Below are 14,180 nucleotides of genomic sequence, written 5' to 3'. Positions count from 1 at the left end.
GCTCATGGCAAAATCTTTGAAATTCATAATCAATGCTTTGTTTTTGATATAGTTCCAGCCTGCGATTGTTACCAATTTTGTTTCATCAAACAATTTAAAAGATTAACAATATGAAAACGCAAAAAACATGGTTCATCACAGGAGCTTCAAGAGGCTTCGGATTAGAAATCACAAAAGCTGTACTTGCATCCGGAGATAAAGTGGTTGGAACCGTTCGCAGCAAAGGACCAGAATTAAGTGCTCAGCTTAATAACGACCCTAATCTGTTAGTTGTAACAATGGACGTCACCAATGAGCAGCAGGTGAAGGCTGCCGTTCAACAGGCAGTCGATCAATTTGGCCAGATTAATATATTGATCAACAATGCTGGTTACGGTTTACTTTCCGGTGTCGAGGAAGCAACCAATGAAGAAGTCAAACAAAATTATGAAGTTAATGTTTTTGGTGCGCTTAACGTAATCAGGGCTGTGCTTCCCTTTATGAGAGAAAAACGAGCCGGGCATATTATCAATATTTCCTCTGTTGGTGGCCTGGGCGCTTATATGGGTTGGGGACTTTACGGATCAACCAAATTCGCTATTGAAGGAATTACAGAGGCTTTGGCTATGGAAGTTGCGCCGCTGGGTATCAAGGCCACAGTAGTTGCACCAGGGTTTTTCCGCACTAATTTCCTGGACGAATCTTCCCTGATTAGCAGCAAACAAATCATTTCTGATTATGCTGAAACAGTTGGTGCCATGCGTGAATTTGCTGCAAAAGCAAATAATAAACAACCGGGTGATCCTGAAAAACTTGCGCAGGCTTTCATCGCACTGGGAAATTCTGAAAATCCACCTGTGCATTTACCATTAGGAAAAGATACCCTCGACCGGTTCCGGGCAAAGACAACTGCTTTTGAAATGGAAATTACAGATTGGCTGGATACCATTACCGGGACTGATCACGACGATGTCGAAGCAAAATTTCAGGAAGCAGAATAGAATTTAACGTTTATGTTACGATATAATTCGTGATAACATCTGTTATGAATTTATTTATCTTTCCGGAACGCAACAGCTTCAATTTCGACAAGGTAATCCGGATTTGCCAAACCGGCCACAACAATACCGGTTATAACGGGTGGATTACTTAATTTCTTTAAAAAGCTCTGAGCACCTTCAAATCCCTTTCGAACATCCTGCCCCTGCACAATATAGATTGTCAGTTTGAACAGATCCGCCAAATTTGCATCGCAGGCATTTAAACCTATTTCAATATTTTTTAGAATATATTCTGTTTGTAACGCTATGTCACCCCTTCCGATTATTTCCAGATCCTTTGTTATTGCATTTTGCCCGCCAATATAAATGGTACTGCCATTTCCCTTTGTTATGGCTATTTGAGAAAAAGCAGGATTTTTCAATAATTCGTCCGGATTTAAAAAAGTTATGTCTGAGCTCATATCCTATATTTTTATGATTGTTGGAATATAAGAACCGGTAATAAATAAGCAGATACTATTAAGCATCATTTATTAAAAATAAACACATGACTTCTAAAAGTCAATTTAATCAATGATATATCTGAAAATCAGAATGAGATACTAATATGCCAGGCACGACCCAAGGTAGATGATCGATGCGATGATCCAAATCGTACTGTCCTTCACCGGCAAATTTCTTAATGTGGTTGCCTGGTTTGTGGAAGATATACTGAAAGATCATCAGCTGACGGCCTTGGAAAATTTGATATATTCATTTGACCTTATCCCGAATTATATTGTAAGACAGTATTGCTATCGGCAATCGGCAATCATTTAAAATCTCCTTCCATGCATCAATTTGATAGCCGAATGCCGACGGCTGATAGCAGTACAAAAGAATTTCTGAGACGGTCAATTTGGCATATCAGAGTAAAGCAAACCCGCTTATTGTTAAAAACTGCTCGGAAGCATCTGGTATTATTCAGGTGCTTCCATATTTTATTAGATTTGTACAAACTCCTGACTATCTGAAATGCTTAAGACAACCCTGGACAGTAAAGTGATTGATACACTCCGCGAGCTACCGGATTTGATCCCCGTATTTCGCGACTATTTTGAAGACTGGACGATCCGGGTTTTTAACCGTGAGCAACACGAATGCCGGAATTACCTATCGCCGAACAGACGTGAATTTTATAAGATTTTACTGATTACAAAAGGTACCGGTGTATTCACTATGGGCCTCAATACTTATTACATCGAAGAACCGACGTTGTTATTTATCCATCCAAACGACATCATTTCCTGGAAAAATCTATCTGATGAATCCGGCGGTTTTTATGTCTTGTTTAAAAAATCTTTCATTCACCATCACTTACAGCTTAAAGCGGTAATTGATAAATTCGGGCTGTTTGCTGAAAAACCGAAAAGTGTGATCCGGCTTACAGAAGATGAAGTGCCGCGTTTAAGTCAGTATTTTGAAAGGATGCAGGAGGAAGAAACAGGCAGCAGTGATTTTAAAGAAGATGCCATGCAGGCTTTTATTCAGTTGCTTATGGTCGAAAGTATGAAAGTGGCACGTCATCCAAAACCCGACCAGGTAACGGATGATTTCAAACATATCCATCACTTTTTCGATTTACTGGAAAAAGAAACTTCTGGCATCAATTACAGCGCACCGATCAGAATAAAAACAGCAAAGGAATTTGCAGGAAGCCTTCAGATGCACCCGAATTATTTAAATCAGTTACTGAAAAAGCATACAGGTCAAAATGCCAGTACGCATATCCGCAACCGGATCCTTGATGAAGCCAAAGCGTTGCTCGTTCAAACCGACTGGAGCCTGCATGACATCAGTTACAGTATCGGCTTTGCTGAGCAGCCAAGTTTTAATTTATTCTTCAAGAAAAATACAGGATTTACACCTGCGGAATTTAGAAGGAGATAACTGCAACAAAGCAAAAAACTTTTACCCGCGATTTGCTTTAAAATATTAAAATGATACTTTTGCACGACGGTACAAAAGGAAGCCCAAATGGCTTAATTGTGTTTTCAGGAATGGAAAATGATGCTTTGGTATATCGTAATTTGGTAAATCTACGGCTAGGTGGTGGAATTGGTAGACACGCTACTTTGAGGGGGTAGTGCCCTTACGGGTGTGGGAGTTCGAATCTCCTTCTGGTCACATAACAGCCTGTGAGTCAACCACTTACAGGCTGTTTTTTTGTAAATTTCTACACATAAAACAGCTCCTTATCCAGCTTTTTAACTATAATTTCAAAATCTGCCGGATTTGAGGCGAAATCCATATTATTGACATCAATCTCAATTAACCTTCCGTGTTCATAAGTTTTGGCAAAATCTTCATAGTAACCGTTCAGATTGGTTAGATAATCTATTGAAATATCAGCTTCAAAGTCCCGGCCTCTCTTTTTAATCTGATGCAGCAATTTGGGAATATCCGCTTTGAGATATATGAGCAGATCAGGTTGCGAAACTGTATTAACAATGGAATTAAACAATAATAAGTAGGTTTGATAATCCCGTTCAGTCATGATTTTTGATTCATGAAGATTACGGGCAAAAATAAATGCATCCTCATAAATCGTCCTGTCCTGTACAATTGTAGCATAAGTTGCAGACCTGATTTGCTGAACCTGAGCAAAACGGCTGTTTAAGAAATAAATCTGCAGGTTAAATGCCCAGCGTTCCATATCGTCATAAAAATCTGCCAGATATGGATTACCTTCCACAGCTTCGTACATGACATCCCACTTGTAATGCGCACCCAGCATTTGGGTCAATGTAGTTTTTCCTGCACCAATATTTCCAACAATAGCAATATGCATAAGTATATTCCGATGAACTTTTGAATAAATAGATCCAAACAAAAATAGTCAATTACTATAAACAGCCCGGCTGATAAAAGTCATTTCTTTTCATTTTCTTTAAAATACGGATATTCGTATATTTGCACCTGATTTTGATGAAAAGCCAGACAAAAGAATGTCCTATTTACAATTCATCAGTCACACCGGTAATTCCGGAATAGAATTCCTGTAAAAATTCAAATCCATGAAGCCATTTAAGGTTATTTTATATTATTGCTATGCTCCTATTGAAAACACCGAAACTTATCGGGATGAGCATCATATATTTTGCGTTCAAAACAATCTTTTGGGCAGAATTATCATTGCACCGGAAGGATTAAACGGAACAGTTTCCGGAACTCCTGAGGATTGTGAAGCCTATATGGATTATGTAAGGTCGGACGAAAGATTTAAACACGTACAATTTAAAATAGAAGAGCATGATAAAATTGCTTTTCAAAAACTACACGTTCGTGTAAAGGAAGAAATAGTTAATTCAGACCTGAACGTTAACCCATTGGTCAGAACCGGCAAACATCTGGAACCATCTGAATTCAGGGAACTTTTAAATGACCCGGAAGTGGTTCTGGTAGATATGCGTTCGGATTATGAACATGAAGTTGGCAAATTCAAAGGCGCTATCACCTTTGACATGCACAACCTACGTGAGTTGCCTGATCACATGCATGAAATAGCGCATTTGAAGGACAAAAAAATCGTGACTTATTGTACAGGCGGTATTAAATGTGAAAAAGCAAGCGCATACCTTTTGGAAAAAGGCTTTACAGATGTATACCAGCTGCATGGAGGTATTATCCGCTATGGGCTGGAAGAAGGCGGAGAAAATTTTGACGGAAAATGTTATGTTTTTGACAACAGGATTACTGTTGACGTAAACCAGGTAAATCCAACTGTTATATCAAAATGCTACATATGCAATGATCCGTGTGACAGAATGGTGAACTGCGCCAATGCAGATTGTAACACGCACGTGCCGATTTGCCATAAATGTGGTGACGAAATGGAAGGAACCTGTTCTGCTGAATGCAAGGCACATCCGCTCAAACGCATATACGATGGTACCGGCTACTATGTAAGCAACAGCAATCATTACCATCCTTTGCAAGGCCTGAAAAGTCAGAAAAAGACAATTAAAAAATTAAAACTGGCACAGTCGTTCCAGGCAGAATAATTAATCAAGATGTTTTTCAAGAACGTAATCGTTCATCCAGTAAGGGCCAATAGCAATATCTTCTTCGCGGATAACTGTAAAATCCATTTTTTCGTAAAATGATTTGGCCTTATTGAACCTGTTTACATTTAATGATAGTTTTTTGCCTCCAACTGATTGCACATATTTTTCAACTTCATTCAAAAGAAATTTGCCTGCTCCCGTTCCCTGGGTTGCGGGCAATACATATATTTTATGGAGTTTGAAATATGAAGGTTTTTCCTCCGAAACCGAAGCGAATCCTACCGGTTCGCTATCATTTAACAATAACAGGTACTGATGCTTATAAATCCGTATAGAATTGGAAAGGGCATCGGGCGAATACAATTTTTCAAACATAAAATCAATTTGCTCCTTGCTAAGTATTTCCTTGTAGGTAGGTTCCCAGGTTTTTTCCTGAATTTGTATTATTATAGGAATGTCATCTGTTCCGGCAAGCTTTGTTGCGAATGAAGGCATTTTTGCTAAATTTGATTCCTTTTGAAGGATGAATTATTATTCTTAATTCGTAAAACTAAATATTTTTATTTACTCTATATCCGGTATTATCAATTCCATTAAAGGTTAATTATTGCCAATGGAATTAATTAAAATATGAAACCACTCATTTTAGTAACAAACGACGACGGAATTACATCACTGGGAATTCGTACACTGGTAGAAACCATGAAGGAGATCGGGGATGTAATTGTAGTTGCCCCAAACAGTCCTCAATCCGGAATGGGACATGCCATTACAATTGGCGAACCACTCAGATTATATGAAACGCATATCTTTGAAGGTGTTGTAGAATATGAGTGTTCCGGTACTCCGGCTGATTGTGTAAAACTTGCCAAACATTATATTTTGCACGACCGCAAACCTGATCTGGTTGTGAGCGGTATTAATCACGGCAGTAACAGTTCTATCAGCGTACTTTATTCCGGGACTATGTCCGCAGCAATTGAAGCAGCAATTGAAGGAATTCCTGCCATCGGCTTTTCTCTATGTGATTTCAGGGAAGATGCTGATTTCAGCCATGCTGTTCCTTTTATTACTTCAATTACTAAAGCGGCGTTATCAAACGGGATACCAAAAGGAGTTGCGCTAAATGTCAATATTCCTGCCAAATCCGACTTTCCAATCAAAGGTGTAAAAGTAAGCAGACAGGCAAAAGCAAAGTGGTTAGAGAAATTTGACTATCGTGTGGATCCAAATGGCCGTGGTTATTTATGGATGGCAGGTGATTTTGTTAACTTTGATACAGAAAAACAGGATACAGACGTTTGGGCTTTGGATAACAATTACGTATCAGTAGTTCCGTGTCAGTACGACCTTACAGAGTATGAGGCTTTAAAAGAGCTTGTTACCTGGAATTTATAATTAACGTTAGAAATATTAGCCATGGCCCTTGTAGGAAGTTTACTCAAGAAAGGAATACTATTCAGCAATATAGTTGCCAGTCGTAAAAAAGCGTCCCTTCATCTTCAGCAGAAAAAAACACTCGCGAAACTTCTCGCTAAAGCACGTTACACAGAATTTGGGGAAAAATATAATTTTGACGAATTACTTTCAGCCATTCTTTTTGGTGAGAAAGGATCGTTTTATGAGCAATACAAGAAGTCAGTTCCTGTTTACGATTATAATAAGATTTTTCAGGAATGGTGGCATCGGTCACTGGATGGTGAAAAAGATATTTGCTGGCCAGGACAGATTAAGTATTATGCGTTAAGTTCAGGCACTTCTGAGGCTGCTACCAAACATATTCCGGTGACCAGAGCGATGTCCCGTGCCATTCAAAGAACGAGTATCAGGCAAATTTTATCTCTGGGGCATTATAAAGATCTTCCGGACGATTTGTATGAAAAAGGTTTTCTAATGCTCGGAGGCAGTACCAATTTAAATAATCAGGATAAACATTTTGAAGGTGATCTGAGTGGAATTACTGCAAAACAGATTCCATACTGGTTCCGCCCTTATTATAAGCCGGGAGAAAAAATTGCTTCCCAAAAAGACTGGGGTTTAAAACTGGAAGAAATCACGAAGCAGGCACATGAATGGGACATCGGATTTATAGTTGGCGTTCCGGCATGGATTCAGTTGCTGATGGAAAAAATCATTGCACATTACAACGTCAAAACCATTCATGATATCTGGCCTAACTTACAGGTGTTTGCGCATGGCGGTGTTTCTTTTGAGCCTTATAGAAAAGGTTTCGAAAAGCTTTTAGCACGTCCGCTTATTTATATCAATACCTATCTGGCATCAGAAGGCTTTATTGCTTATCAGACCCGTCCAGGAGCCCAGGGAATGGAACTGGTGTGTGACAATGGCATATTTTTTGAGTTTGTCCCGTTCAATGAAAAGAATTTTGATTCGGAAGGAACGTTGCAGCCAAATCCTGAAACGCTGATGGTGGATCAGGTTGAAGAAGGAAAAGAATATGCTTTATTAATGTCGACCTGTGCTGGAGCCTGGCGTTACCTCATTGGCGATACAATAAAATTTGTCGATAAACAGAAGGGCGAAATAATGATAACGGGCCGCACAAAGCATTACCTGAGCTTATGTGGGGAACATCTTTCGGTTGACAACATGAATAAAGCCGTAGACCTGGTTTCAGACGAAATGGGGCTTACTGTAAAAGAGTTCACCGTTTGTGGGGTACCATATGATTCTCTATTTGCGCATCACTGGTATATTGGTGTGGAAGAAAAAAATGTGGATACAGAATTGCTGAAAACGAAACTGGATGCACGGCTGTCGGAACTCAATGACGATTATGCAGTAGAACGCAAACATGCTTTGAAAGAAGTGTTTGTAACTGTGCTGCCTAATAAAGCTTTTTATGGCTGGATGGAGTCAAAAGGAAAAATGGGCGGGCAACATAAATTCCCAAGGGTTTTCAAAAATTTCCTGATGGATGACTGGAAAGATTATTTAAGCAAAAACGGTTATATCAGTTAGAGCAATCATTGTCTTACTCATTTAATAAAGTTAACATAAGCAATCTGGCAGGCGATCAAAACAAAAACGACGCCTGTCACTTTGCTGAATATCTTCACCACTTTTGGAGTAAAAAGACGTTTCAGCTTGTGGGCATATAGTGCAATAACGCATTCCACAATAAATACTGCAATGACACTGGCAGTAAAGAACAGGATTACCTGATCCAGATTATAATGCAGCGTGGACCGGATATAGGTTGCGATAGTTACCCAGGTGATGAAATTGACCGGATTGAGCCCATTCAGCAAAAAACCTGTTGTGAAATAATATAGCAAATTCCCAAACTTTGTTTTTGGATAAGCTATTTTGGGCTGGCCGCTCACAAAATTGCTTAATCCTAAAATCAGCAGAAAAACCACTCCGGCAGCTGCAACCCATTTCTGAAAACCTGACACATCAGGCAGGAATGCCGTACCAAAAATTGCAAAAAATACAAAGATTATATCGCAGACAAATACGCCGAACGCAATATTGGCACCAGTGCGAAAACCATTGTCGACGCTATTTTGTACCAATGAAAAGAAAACTGTCCCAAACGTAAGACATAACGCTATTCCTGTTAGCGTACCATAAAACAATGCTTGCAGCATATTAAATATTTTTCAGCCTGGCGGTCATCAAAATGGCACACACAGACAATGAATCAGTAATTTCTGAGCGCATCACCATTTCCACAGCTTCTTTCAGAGGAATTTTTTTCACCTGTAAATCTTCTGTATCTTCTGGCTCTGCCTCTTTTTGGATTAAATCTTCAGCGACGTACAAAAACCCTTCCTCATTGGTAGCCGAGTTGGACGTATGAATACGCGCAAGTTTAGTCCAGGTATTTGCGATCAGGCCGGTCTCTTCTTTTAATTCGCGTTTTGCGGCTTCTAAAACATCAGTACCCAAAATGCCTCCTCCTTCCGGAATTTCCCAGGAATATTCATTAATGGCATAACGAAATTGCCCAACCAGATAAATATTACCTTCACTATCTAATGGAATTATCCCGATTGCCTGATTTTTAAATTTAACAAGGCCATAAATACCATTGCTCCCACCTGGTGTAATTACCTCACGATGACTTAGTTCCAGCCAGGCGTTTTCATAAACGGTTTCAGAAGAAAGTGTTTTCCAATTATTTTCTGTGGTTGCAACCCGCATTTTCTTAGTATTTTTACGCCCTGATTTATTGATCCAAAATGCAAATAAACCAAAATAAGCGCAAACAACGTCTCATCCTGTTATCTTTTGTAGCAAGTATACTGTTGACAGGCCTGAAATTTTTTGCTTATTATCTCACCTCCTCCAATGCTATTTTGAGTGATGCAATGGAATCTGTAATCAATGTAATCGCCAGTGGCTTTGCGTTTTACAGCATTTATTTATCTGCTCAGCCGAAGGACCGGAATCACCCATACGGACACGGAAAAATTGAATTTTTCTCAGCAGGTATTGAAGGTGCATTAATTGTTATTGCATCTTTATTCATTGTCATCGAAGCGATCAGCCGGTTTATTACACCTGCTCCAATTGAAAACCTGGCTGAAGGTTCTGTATTTATTTTGTTAACGATACTGATCAATACAGTAATAGGCTACAAACTTATTGTTGAAGGGCAGCGCTCCAGCTCTATGGCGCTAACAGCCGACGGAAGACATTTATTATCCGATAGCATAAGTAGCCTGGTCTTGATTTTTAGCGTTGGATTGATATTGCTTACCGGCTACCAATGGATTGACAGCTTAGCATCCCTCCTGTTTGGTATGTTTCTGGCCTATAATGGCGTTCAGCTGGTAGGACAATCTGTTGCCGGCCTGATGGATGCGACGGATGAGAAACTGCTTGAAAAAGTAATTAATACCTTGCGATCCAATAAAAAACCGTACTGGATCGACGTGCATAATTTAAGGGTACAGCAATATGGCTCCGACCTGCATATAGACTGCCATCTTACACTTCCGCACTACTGGGAATTACAAAAAGTACACGAAGTAATTCATTCATTTGAAGACATTATTAAAGCCAGCCATACGGGTGAAACAGAAATTTTTGTACACGCCGACCCTTGTCTGCCGGAATGCTGTTATTTTTGCCCTATAAAAAACTGTCAGGCACGGCAACATAATTTTTTGCATGATCTAAACTGGGATTCAGTAAATCTTGTGAAGAATGAAAAATTACATGCAGAAGCACAGCTTAATTTAAATAACAATTATAATTCTTAATCCTTACCTATGAATTTCTCAAGACGTGATTTCCTAAAAAAAGCGGGTGCAACTGCACTTGCTGCAACAACATTAACCGATTTGCTGGCAGAATCGGCAGCTAAAAAACTTTGGTTTGATATATCCCTGGCTGAATGGTCTTTGCATAAAGAATTATTTGCTAAAAAAATCACTAATATGGATTTTCCTGAATTGGCTAAAAAGGAATTCGGGATCAGCATTGTTGAGTATGTAAACCAGTTTTTTAAAGACAAAGCAGAAGATAAAACTTATCTGAACGAGCTGTTAAAAAGATGTAAAGACAACGGGATCACCAACAACCTCATCATGATTGACGGTGAAGGCGGACTTGGAGAACTGGATGCAGCCGTACGTAACAAAGCTGTCGAAAACCACTACAAATGGGTTGAATGCGCTAAATATCTGGGTTGTAAAACCATCCGAGTAAATGCATATGGAAAAGGAACCAATGAGGAAATAGCAAAAGCTGCTGTTGAAGGTCTTGGCAAATTAGGAGAATTCGCTAAAAAAACGGGGATCAATGTAATCGTTGAAAATCACGGCGGTTCTTCTTCCAACGGACAATGGTTATCCGGCGTGATGAAAGAAGTTAACATGAAAAATGTAGGAACGCTTCCTGACTTTGGAAATTTCTGTATCAAAAGAAAATCAGGCAGTTCTGAATGCGAGGAATCTTACGACCGTTATCAGGGAACAAAGGAACTCATGCCTTTTGCAAAAGGTGTAAGTGCTAAAACGTATGATTTCGATGAAAAAGGAAATTGTATCGAAACTGATTATACCAAAATCCTTAAAATTGTAAAAGACAGCGGTTTTAAAGGCATAGCAGGTATCGAATATGAAGGAAGTAAATTGTCGGAATACGATGGTATTAAAGCAACAAAGGCTTTGCTGGAACGCGTAGGGCCGATGATTTAAAGAAGGGTTAAAAGATAAATGGTTAAACGGGTAACGCTTAACTGCTATATAATAACGAAAATCAGCCTGACACATCTATTGATTGCCAGGCTGATTTTTGTTAACCCTTAACCGTTTTACCCTTAACCCTCTTAAAGCCCCAAATAGCTTAGAAATTCCTTCTTCGTAGCTTCGCTTTCGAATTTCCCACCGTAATATGCCGTTACTGTTGAGCTGCCGGAATCCTGTACACCGCGCGATTGTACACACATGTGCTTTGCATCAATCAGTACGGCTACGTCTTCGGTGTTTAATGCTTTCTTCAATTCATTTGCAATCTGAACTGTCAGCCTTTCCTGCACCTGCGGACGTTTGGAATAATATTCTACAATACGGTTCAGTTTGGATAATCCGATCACTTTTCCGCTTGAAATATATGCTACGTGTGCTTTGCCATATATAGGAACAAAATGGTGTTCGCAATTTGAAAATACGGTAATATCCTTTTCGACCAGCATCTGATCGTACTTGTATTTATTGTCAAAAAGTGTAATATCCGGCTTGTTTTTAGGATCAAGGCCGCTGAACACTTCTTTGATATACATTTTAGCCACTCTTTTTGGAGTACCTTTCAGACTGTCATCTGTAAGATCAAGTCCCATAATTTCCATTATGTGACGAAAATGCTTTTCAATCAGTTCAATTTTCATTTCATCCTCCAATGCAAATGCATCAGCGCGCATGGGAGTTTCAATAGAAGAGAAAATATGATCATCACCTGTTTCCTCAACATCATGTAAATCAATCGACGGGATATTCGACAAAGTTCCGTTCTGTTTCATATAATCGTATTTTCAGAGCAAGCTCTGCATCAATTTTTGTACGTAATATTGAATAAATAACTATGGCTATGTTTTCGGCTGATGGATTTAAGTTGTGGAATTCCTCTACGTCAAGATTCAGGTTGCGGTGGTCAAAACGATCAAGCACGTATTCTTTTAATAAAGAACCCAGTACTTTCATGTCAATGACAAATCCTGTTTCCGGATTTACCTCACCCGTAACCTGAACAATAATTTCGTAATTGTGTCCATGAAAATTAGGGTTATTACACTTTCCAAATACTGCTTCATTCTTTTCAACCGACCATTCCGGATTGTGAAGACGATGTGCAGCATTGAAATGTTCCTTCCGAAACACAGCTACTTTATGAGCCATACATATACCAACTAAAAATTTAAATGCCTTAAATGTCGTTACAAAGTTTGTGTCCAACACACTTAAAGCCGCCGAGCTTTCTGAAAATGCTCATTGGAGTCACTTGCATTGGATTAACGCTGTAAGAATTAAATTTGTTCATTGCCGGCAAAAAATGATTACAGATTTGCTATCGGCTGTCGGCTACCGGCTGTCAGCAGTCGGCGTTCTGATACTATGGCCGAGAGCTGACAGCCGAATGCCGACGGTTGATCGCACCGCAAAACAAATCGTAATAACCACTTTTAACTTCCAACATTTGAGGTTAATAAAAAAAATTAAAAATTATTGTAATTGATTGTAAATTGCGAACTTGTCTTCAAACTCATTGAATGCAACAAATATTCCTAAACTTTTCATGAATAGACGTAATTTTATTCAGAAAGCCGCCTTGGCCGGCTCTGTAACAAGTATATTGCCATCTCTTAGCAACGAATTTCAGACAAAACCATTGGACAAAGTACGCCTTGGATTTATTGGAGTGGGGCACCGTGGCCGCAGCCATATCGAGCAGGCATTGTTCAGTTCAGATGTCGAAATCAATGCAATTTGTGATATCGATCCGTCAGCAATTAATATCACCCTGGATCAGATTAAAAAAACGGGCAAAAAAGCACCTGCTGTATATGCCAAAGGTGCAGAAGATTTCCTGAACATGGTTAAACGAGATGATCTGGACGGAATTCTTATTGCTACGCCCTGGGAATGGCATGTTCCTATGACGCTCGCTGCTATGCGGGCCGGGAAATATGCTGCTGTGGAAGTTTCAGCGACAGTTACTTTACAGGAATCATGGGATTTGGTTGATACATTCGAGAAAACCGGTTCACATTGTATGATACTTGAAAATGTGTGCTACCGCCGCGATGTAATGGCTGTTCTTAAAATGGTCCGTGAAGGCGTATTGGGAGAAATGACTTATGCGCATTGTGGCTATCAGCACGATTTAAGAGGAATAAAACTGAATGACGGAAAAAGCAACAACGTCGGAGTAGAGTTTGGAGAAAAAGGTTATTCAGAATCAAAATGGCGTACACAGCATTCCGTTGACAGAAACGGGGATATTTATCCAACGCACGGACTAGGCCCGGTTGCACACTGGCTGGATATTAATCGTGGAAATTATTTCACTTATCTGACATCTACCGCTACTAAATCAAGAGGTTTACATAAATATATTGTAGATCATGGTGGCAAAGACCATCCGAATGCTAAGGTTAACTTTAAACTTGGAGATATCGTAACGACTGTCATCCAGTGCCATAATGGCGAAAATATTGTATTGATACACGATACCAATTCGCCCCGCTCCTACTCGCTCGCTTTTCGCGCACAAGGCACAGAAGGTATCTGGATGAACGACGGCAACAGTATTTACATTGAAGGTGTTTCGCCAAAAGAGCATACTTCTGAACCTGATGCACCATATCTTGCAAAATACGACCACCCGCTCTGGAAAAAACATGCCAAATCTGCTGAAAATGCAGGACACGGGGGAATTGATTATTTTGTTTTCAGAGGTTTTGTCGAATCTATAAAAAGGAAAACTGCTCCACCGATAGATGTATACGATGCAGCCGTCTGGAGTGCTATCAGCCCATTGTCAGAAATGTCCATTGCAAGAGGCAGTTCCCCGGTCGAAATCCCCGATTTTACCCGGGGAAAATGGAAAACCAACAAAAGGATTTTTGGATTGAACGAGGACTACTAATATTGTCTGACACCTGTTAACTGAATTAATTTTA

The 14,180-nt window shown here is 39.5% G+C and carries 15 protein-coding genes and 1 tRNA gene; 9 read left to right on the top strand and 7 right to left on the bottom strand.

Going from position 1 to position 14,180, the window contains the following annotated elements; all coding sequences use genetic code 11:
* Positions 1 to 110: 110 nt before the first annotated feature.
* The gene (locus KZC02_RS29380) at positions 111 to 980 is read left to right on the top strand and encodes an oxidoreductase (protein WP_221391921.1); all 870 of its coding nucleotides are present in this window, start codon (positions 111 to 113) and stop codon (positions 978 to 980) included.
* 50 nt (positions 981 to 1,030) lie between these two features.
* Here KZC02_RS29380 and KZC02_RS29375 read toward each other — a convergent pair whose 3' ends face one another.
* The gene (locus KZC02_RS29375; RefSeq protein ID WP_221391920.1) at positions 1,031 to 1,441 is read right to left on the bottom strand and encodes a RidA family protein; all 411 of its coding nucleotides are present in this window, start codon (positions 1,439 to 1,441) and stop codon (positions 1,031 to 1,033) included.
* Between the two features lie 553 nt (positions 1,442 to 1,994).
* Between KZC02_RS29375 and KZC02_RS29370 the strand changes: the two genes are divergently transcribed.
* Positions 1,995 to 2,909 carry an AraC family transcriptional regulator gene (locus KZC02_RS29370; RefSeq protein ID WP_221391919.1) on the top strand — a complete coding sequence of 305 codons (915 nt, stop codon included), beginning with the start codon at positions 1,995 to 1,997 and terminating at the stop codon, positions 2,907 to 2,909.
* 153 nt (positions 2,910 to 3,062) lie between these two features.
* A tRNA-Leu gene (locus KZC02_RS29365) sits at positions 3,063 to 3,146 on the top strand.
* Between the two features lie 49 nt (positions 3,147 to 3,195).
* Here the strand turns inward: KZC02_RS29365 and KZC02_RS29360 are convergent.
* Entirely contained in the window at positions 3,196 to 3,810 is a 615-nt protein-coding gene (locus KZC02_RS29360; RefSeq protein ID WP_221391918.1) for a deoxynucleoside kinase, read from the bottom strand.
* Between the two features lie 226 nt (positions 3,811 to 4,036).
* On the opposite strand from KZC02_RS29360, the gene KZC02_RS29355 reads away from it, so the two are divergent.
* A complete protein-coding gene (locus tag KZC02_RS29355) occupies positions 4,037 to 5,023 on the top strand; it encodes a rhodanese-related sulfurtransferase (RefSeq protein ID WP_221391917.1) in 987 nt (328 codons plus the stop codon).
* Here the strand turns inward: KZC02_RS29355 and KZC02_RS29350 are convergent, their stop codons facing one another.
* Positions 5,024 to 5,521 (bottom strand): GNAT family N-acetyltransferase, encoded by a 498-nt coding sequence (locus tag KZC02_RS29350; protein ID WP_221391916.1) that lies wholly within the window; start codon positions 5,519 to 5,521, stop codon positions 5,024 to 5,026.
* Between the two features lie 135 nt (positions 5,522 to 5,656).
* Between KZC02_RS29350 and surE the strand changes: the two genes are divergently transcribed.
* Positions 5,657 to 6,424, top strand: coding sequence for a 5'/3'-nucleotidase SurE (gene surE / locus KZC02_RS29345; RefSeq protein ID WP_221391915.1), 768 nt, complete (start codon positions 5,657 to 5,659; stop codon positions 6,422 to 6,424).
* Positions 6,425 to 6,445: 21 nt separating this feature from the next.
* On the top strand, positions 6,446 to 8,008 hold the full coding sequence (locus KZC02_RS29340; protein ID WP_221391914.1) for a GH3 auxin-responsive promoter family protein: 1,563 nt from the start codon (positions 6,446 to 6,448) through the stop codon (positions 8,006 to 8,008).
* Between the two features lie 17 nt (positions 8,009 to 8,025).
* Here KZC02_RS29340 and KZC02_RS29335 read toward each other — a convergent pair whose 3' ends face one another.
* Both KZC02_RS29335 and KZC02_RS29330 read right to left on the bottom strand, forming a co-directional pair.
* Positions 8,026 to 8,640: a LysE family translocator gene (locus KZC02_RS29335; RefSeq protein WP_221391913.1), complete on the bottom strand. Its 615-nt coding sequence runs from the start codon at positions 8,638 to 8,640 to the stop codon at positions 8,026 to 8,028.
* A gap of 1 nt (position 8,641) precedes the next feature.
* Positions 8,642 to 9,196, bottom strand: a complete 555-nt coding sequence (locus KZC02_RS29330) for an NUDIX hydrolase (protein WP_221391912.1) — start codon at positions 9,194 to 9,196, stop codon at positions 8,642 to 8,644.
* 38 nt (positions 9,197 to 9,234) lie between these two features.
* Between KZC02_RS29330 and KZC02_RS29325 the strand changes: the two genes are divergently transcribed.
* The gene (locus KZC02_RS29325) at positions 9,235 to 10,260 is read left to right on the top strand and encodes a cation diffusion facilitator family transporter (protein ID WP_221391911.1); all 1,026 of its coding nucleotides are present in this window, start codon (positions 9,235 to 9,237) and stop codon (positions 10,258 to 10,260) included.
* Positions 10,261 to 10,269: 9 nt separating this feature from the next.
* Positions 10,270 to 11,199: a sugar phosphate isomerase/epimerase gene (locus KZC02_RS29320; RefSeq protein ID WP_221391910.1), complete on the top strand. Its 930-nt coding sequence runs from the start codon at positions 10,270 to 10,272 to the stop codon at positions 11,197 to 11,199.
* Positions 11,200 to 11,330: 131 nt separating this feature from the next.
* Here the strand turns inward: KZC02_RS29320 and folE are convergent, their stop codons facing one another.
* Complete coding sequence (gene folE / locus KZC02_RS29315; RefSeq protein ID WP_221391909.1) at positions 11,331 to 12,020, bottom strand: GTP cyclohydrolase I FolE; 690 nt, start codon at positions 12,018 to 12,020, stop codon at positions 11,331 to 11,333.
* Positions 11,980 to 12,396: a 6-carboxytetrahydropterin synthase gene (locus KZC02_RS29310; protein ID WP_221391908.1), complete on the bottom strand. Its 417-nt coding sequence runs from the start codon at positions 12,394 to 12,396 to the stop codon at positions 11,980 to 11,982. The genes folE and KZC02_RS29310 overlap by 41 nt, the downstream gene beginning before the upstream one ends.
* A 397-nt stretch (positions 12,397 to 12,793) precedes the next feature.
* On the opposite strand from KZC02_RS29310, the gene KZC02_RS29305 reads away from it, so the two are divergent.
* Complete coding sequence (locus tag KZC02_RS29305) at positions 12,794 to 14,146, top strand: Gfo/Idh/MocA family protein (RefSeq protein WP_221391907.1); 1,353 nt, start codon at positions 12,794 to 12,796, stop codon at positions 14,144 to 14,146.
* Positions 14,147 to 14,180: the final 34 nt, after the last annotated feature.

The organism is Dyadobacter sp. NIV53 (assembly GCF_019711195.1).
In the GTDB taxonomy this organism is placed as follows: domain Bacteria; phylum Bacteroidota; class Bacteroidia; order Cytophagales; family Spirosomataceae; genus Dyadobacter.
This window is presented reverse-complemented; position numbering and strand designations above follow the sequence as displayed.

Coding starts and splice junctions, on each gene's coding strand:
- KZC02_RS29380 (WP_221391921.1), top strand. CDS start 111: ATGAAAACGCAAAAAACATGGTTCATCACAGGAGCTTCAAGAGGCTTC.
- KZC02_RS29375 (WP_221391920.1), bottom strand. CDS start 1,441: ATGAGCTCAGACATAACTTTTTTAAATCCGGACGAATTATTGAAAAAT.
- KZC02_RS29370 (WP_221391919.1), top strand. CDS start 1,995: ATGCTTAAGACAACCCTGGACAGTAAAGTGATTGATACACTCCGCGAG.
- KZC02_RS29360 (WP_221391918.1), bottom strand. CDS start 3,810: ATGCATATTGCTATTGTTGGAAATATTGGTGCAGGAAAAACTACATTG.
- KZC02_RS29355 (WP_221391917.1), top strand. CDS start 4,037: ATGAAGCCATTTAAGGTTATTTTATATTATTGCTATGCTCCTATTGAA.
- KZC02_RS29350 (WP_221391916.1), bottom strand. CDS start 5,521: ATGCCTTCATTCGCAACAAAGCTTGCCGGAACAGATGACATTCCTATA.
- surE (WP_221391915.1), top strand. CDS start 5,657: ATGAAACCACTCATTTTAGTAACAAACGACGACGGAATTACATCACTG.
- KZC02_RS29340 (WP_221391914.1), top strand. CDS start 6,446: ATGGCCCTTGTAGGAAGTTTACTCAAGAAAGGAATACTATTCAGCAAT.
- KZC02_RS29335 (WP_221391913.1), bottom strand. CDS start 8,640: ATGCTGCAAGCATTGTTTTATGGTACGCTAACAGGAATAGCGTTATGT.
- KZC02_RS29330 (WP_221391912.1), bottom strand. CDS start 9,196: ATGCGGGTTGCAACCACAGAAAATAATTGGAAAACACTTTCTTCTGAA.
- KZC02_RS29325 (WP_221391911.1), top strand. CDS start 9,235: ATGCAAATAAACCAAAATAAGCGCAAACAACGTCTCATCCTGTTATCT.
- KZC02_RS29320 (WP_221391910.1), top strand. CDS start 10,270: ATGAATTTCTCAAGACGTGATTTCCTAAAAAAAGCGGGTGCAACTGCA.
- folE (WP_221391909.1), bottom strand. CDS start 12,020: ATGAAACAGAACGGAACTTTGTCGAATATCCCGTCGATTGATTTACAT.
- KZC02_RS29310 (WP_221391908.1), bottom strand. CDS start 12,396: ATGGCTCATAAAGTAGCTGTGTTTCGGAAGGAACATTTCAATGCTGCA.
- KZC02_RS29305 (WP_221391907.1), top strand. CDS start 12,794: ATGAATAGACGTAATTTTATTCAGAAAGCCGCCTTGGCCGGCTCTGTA.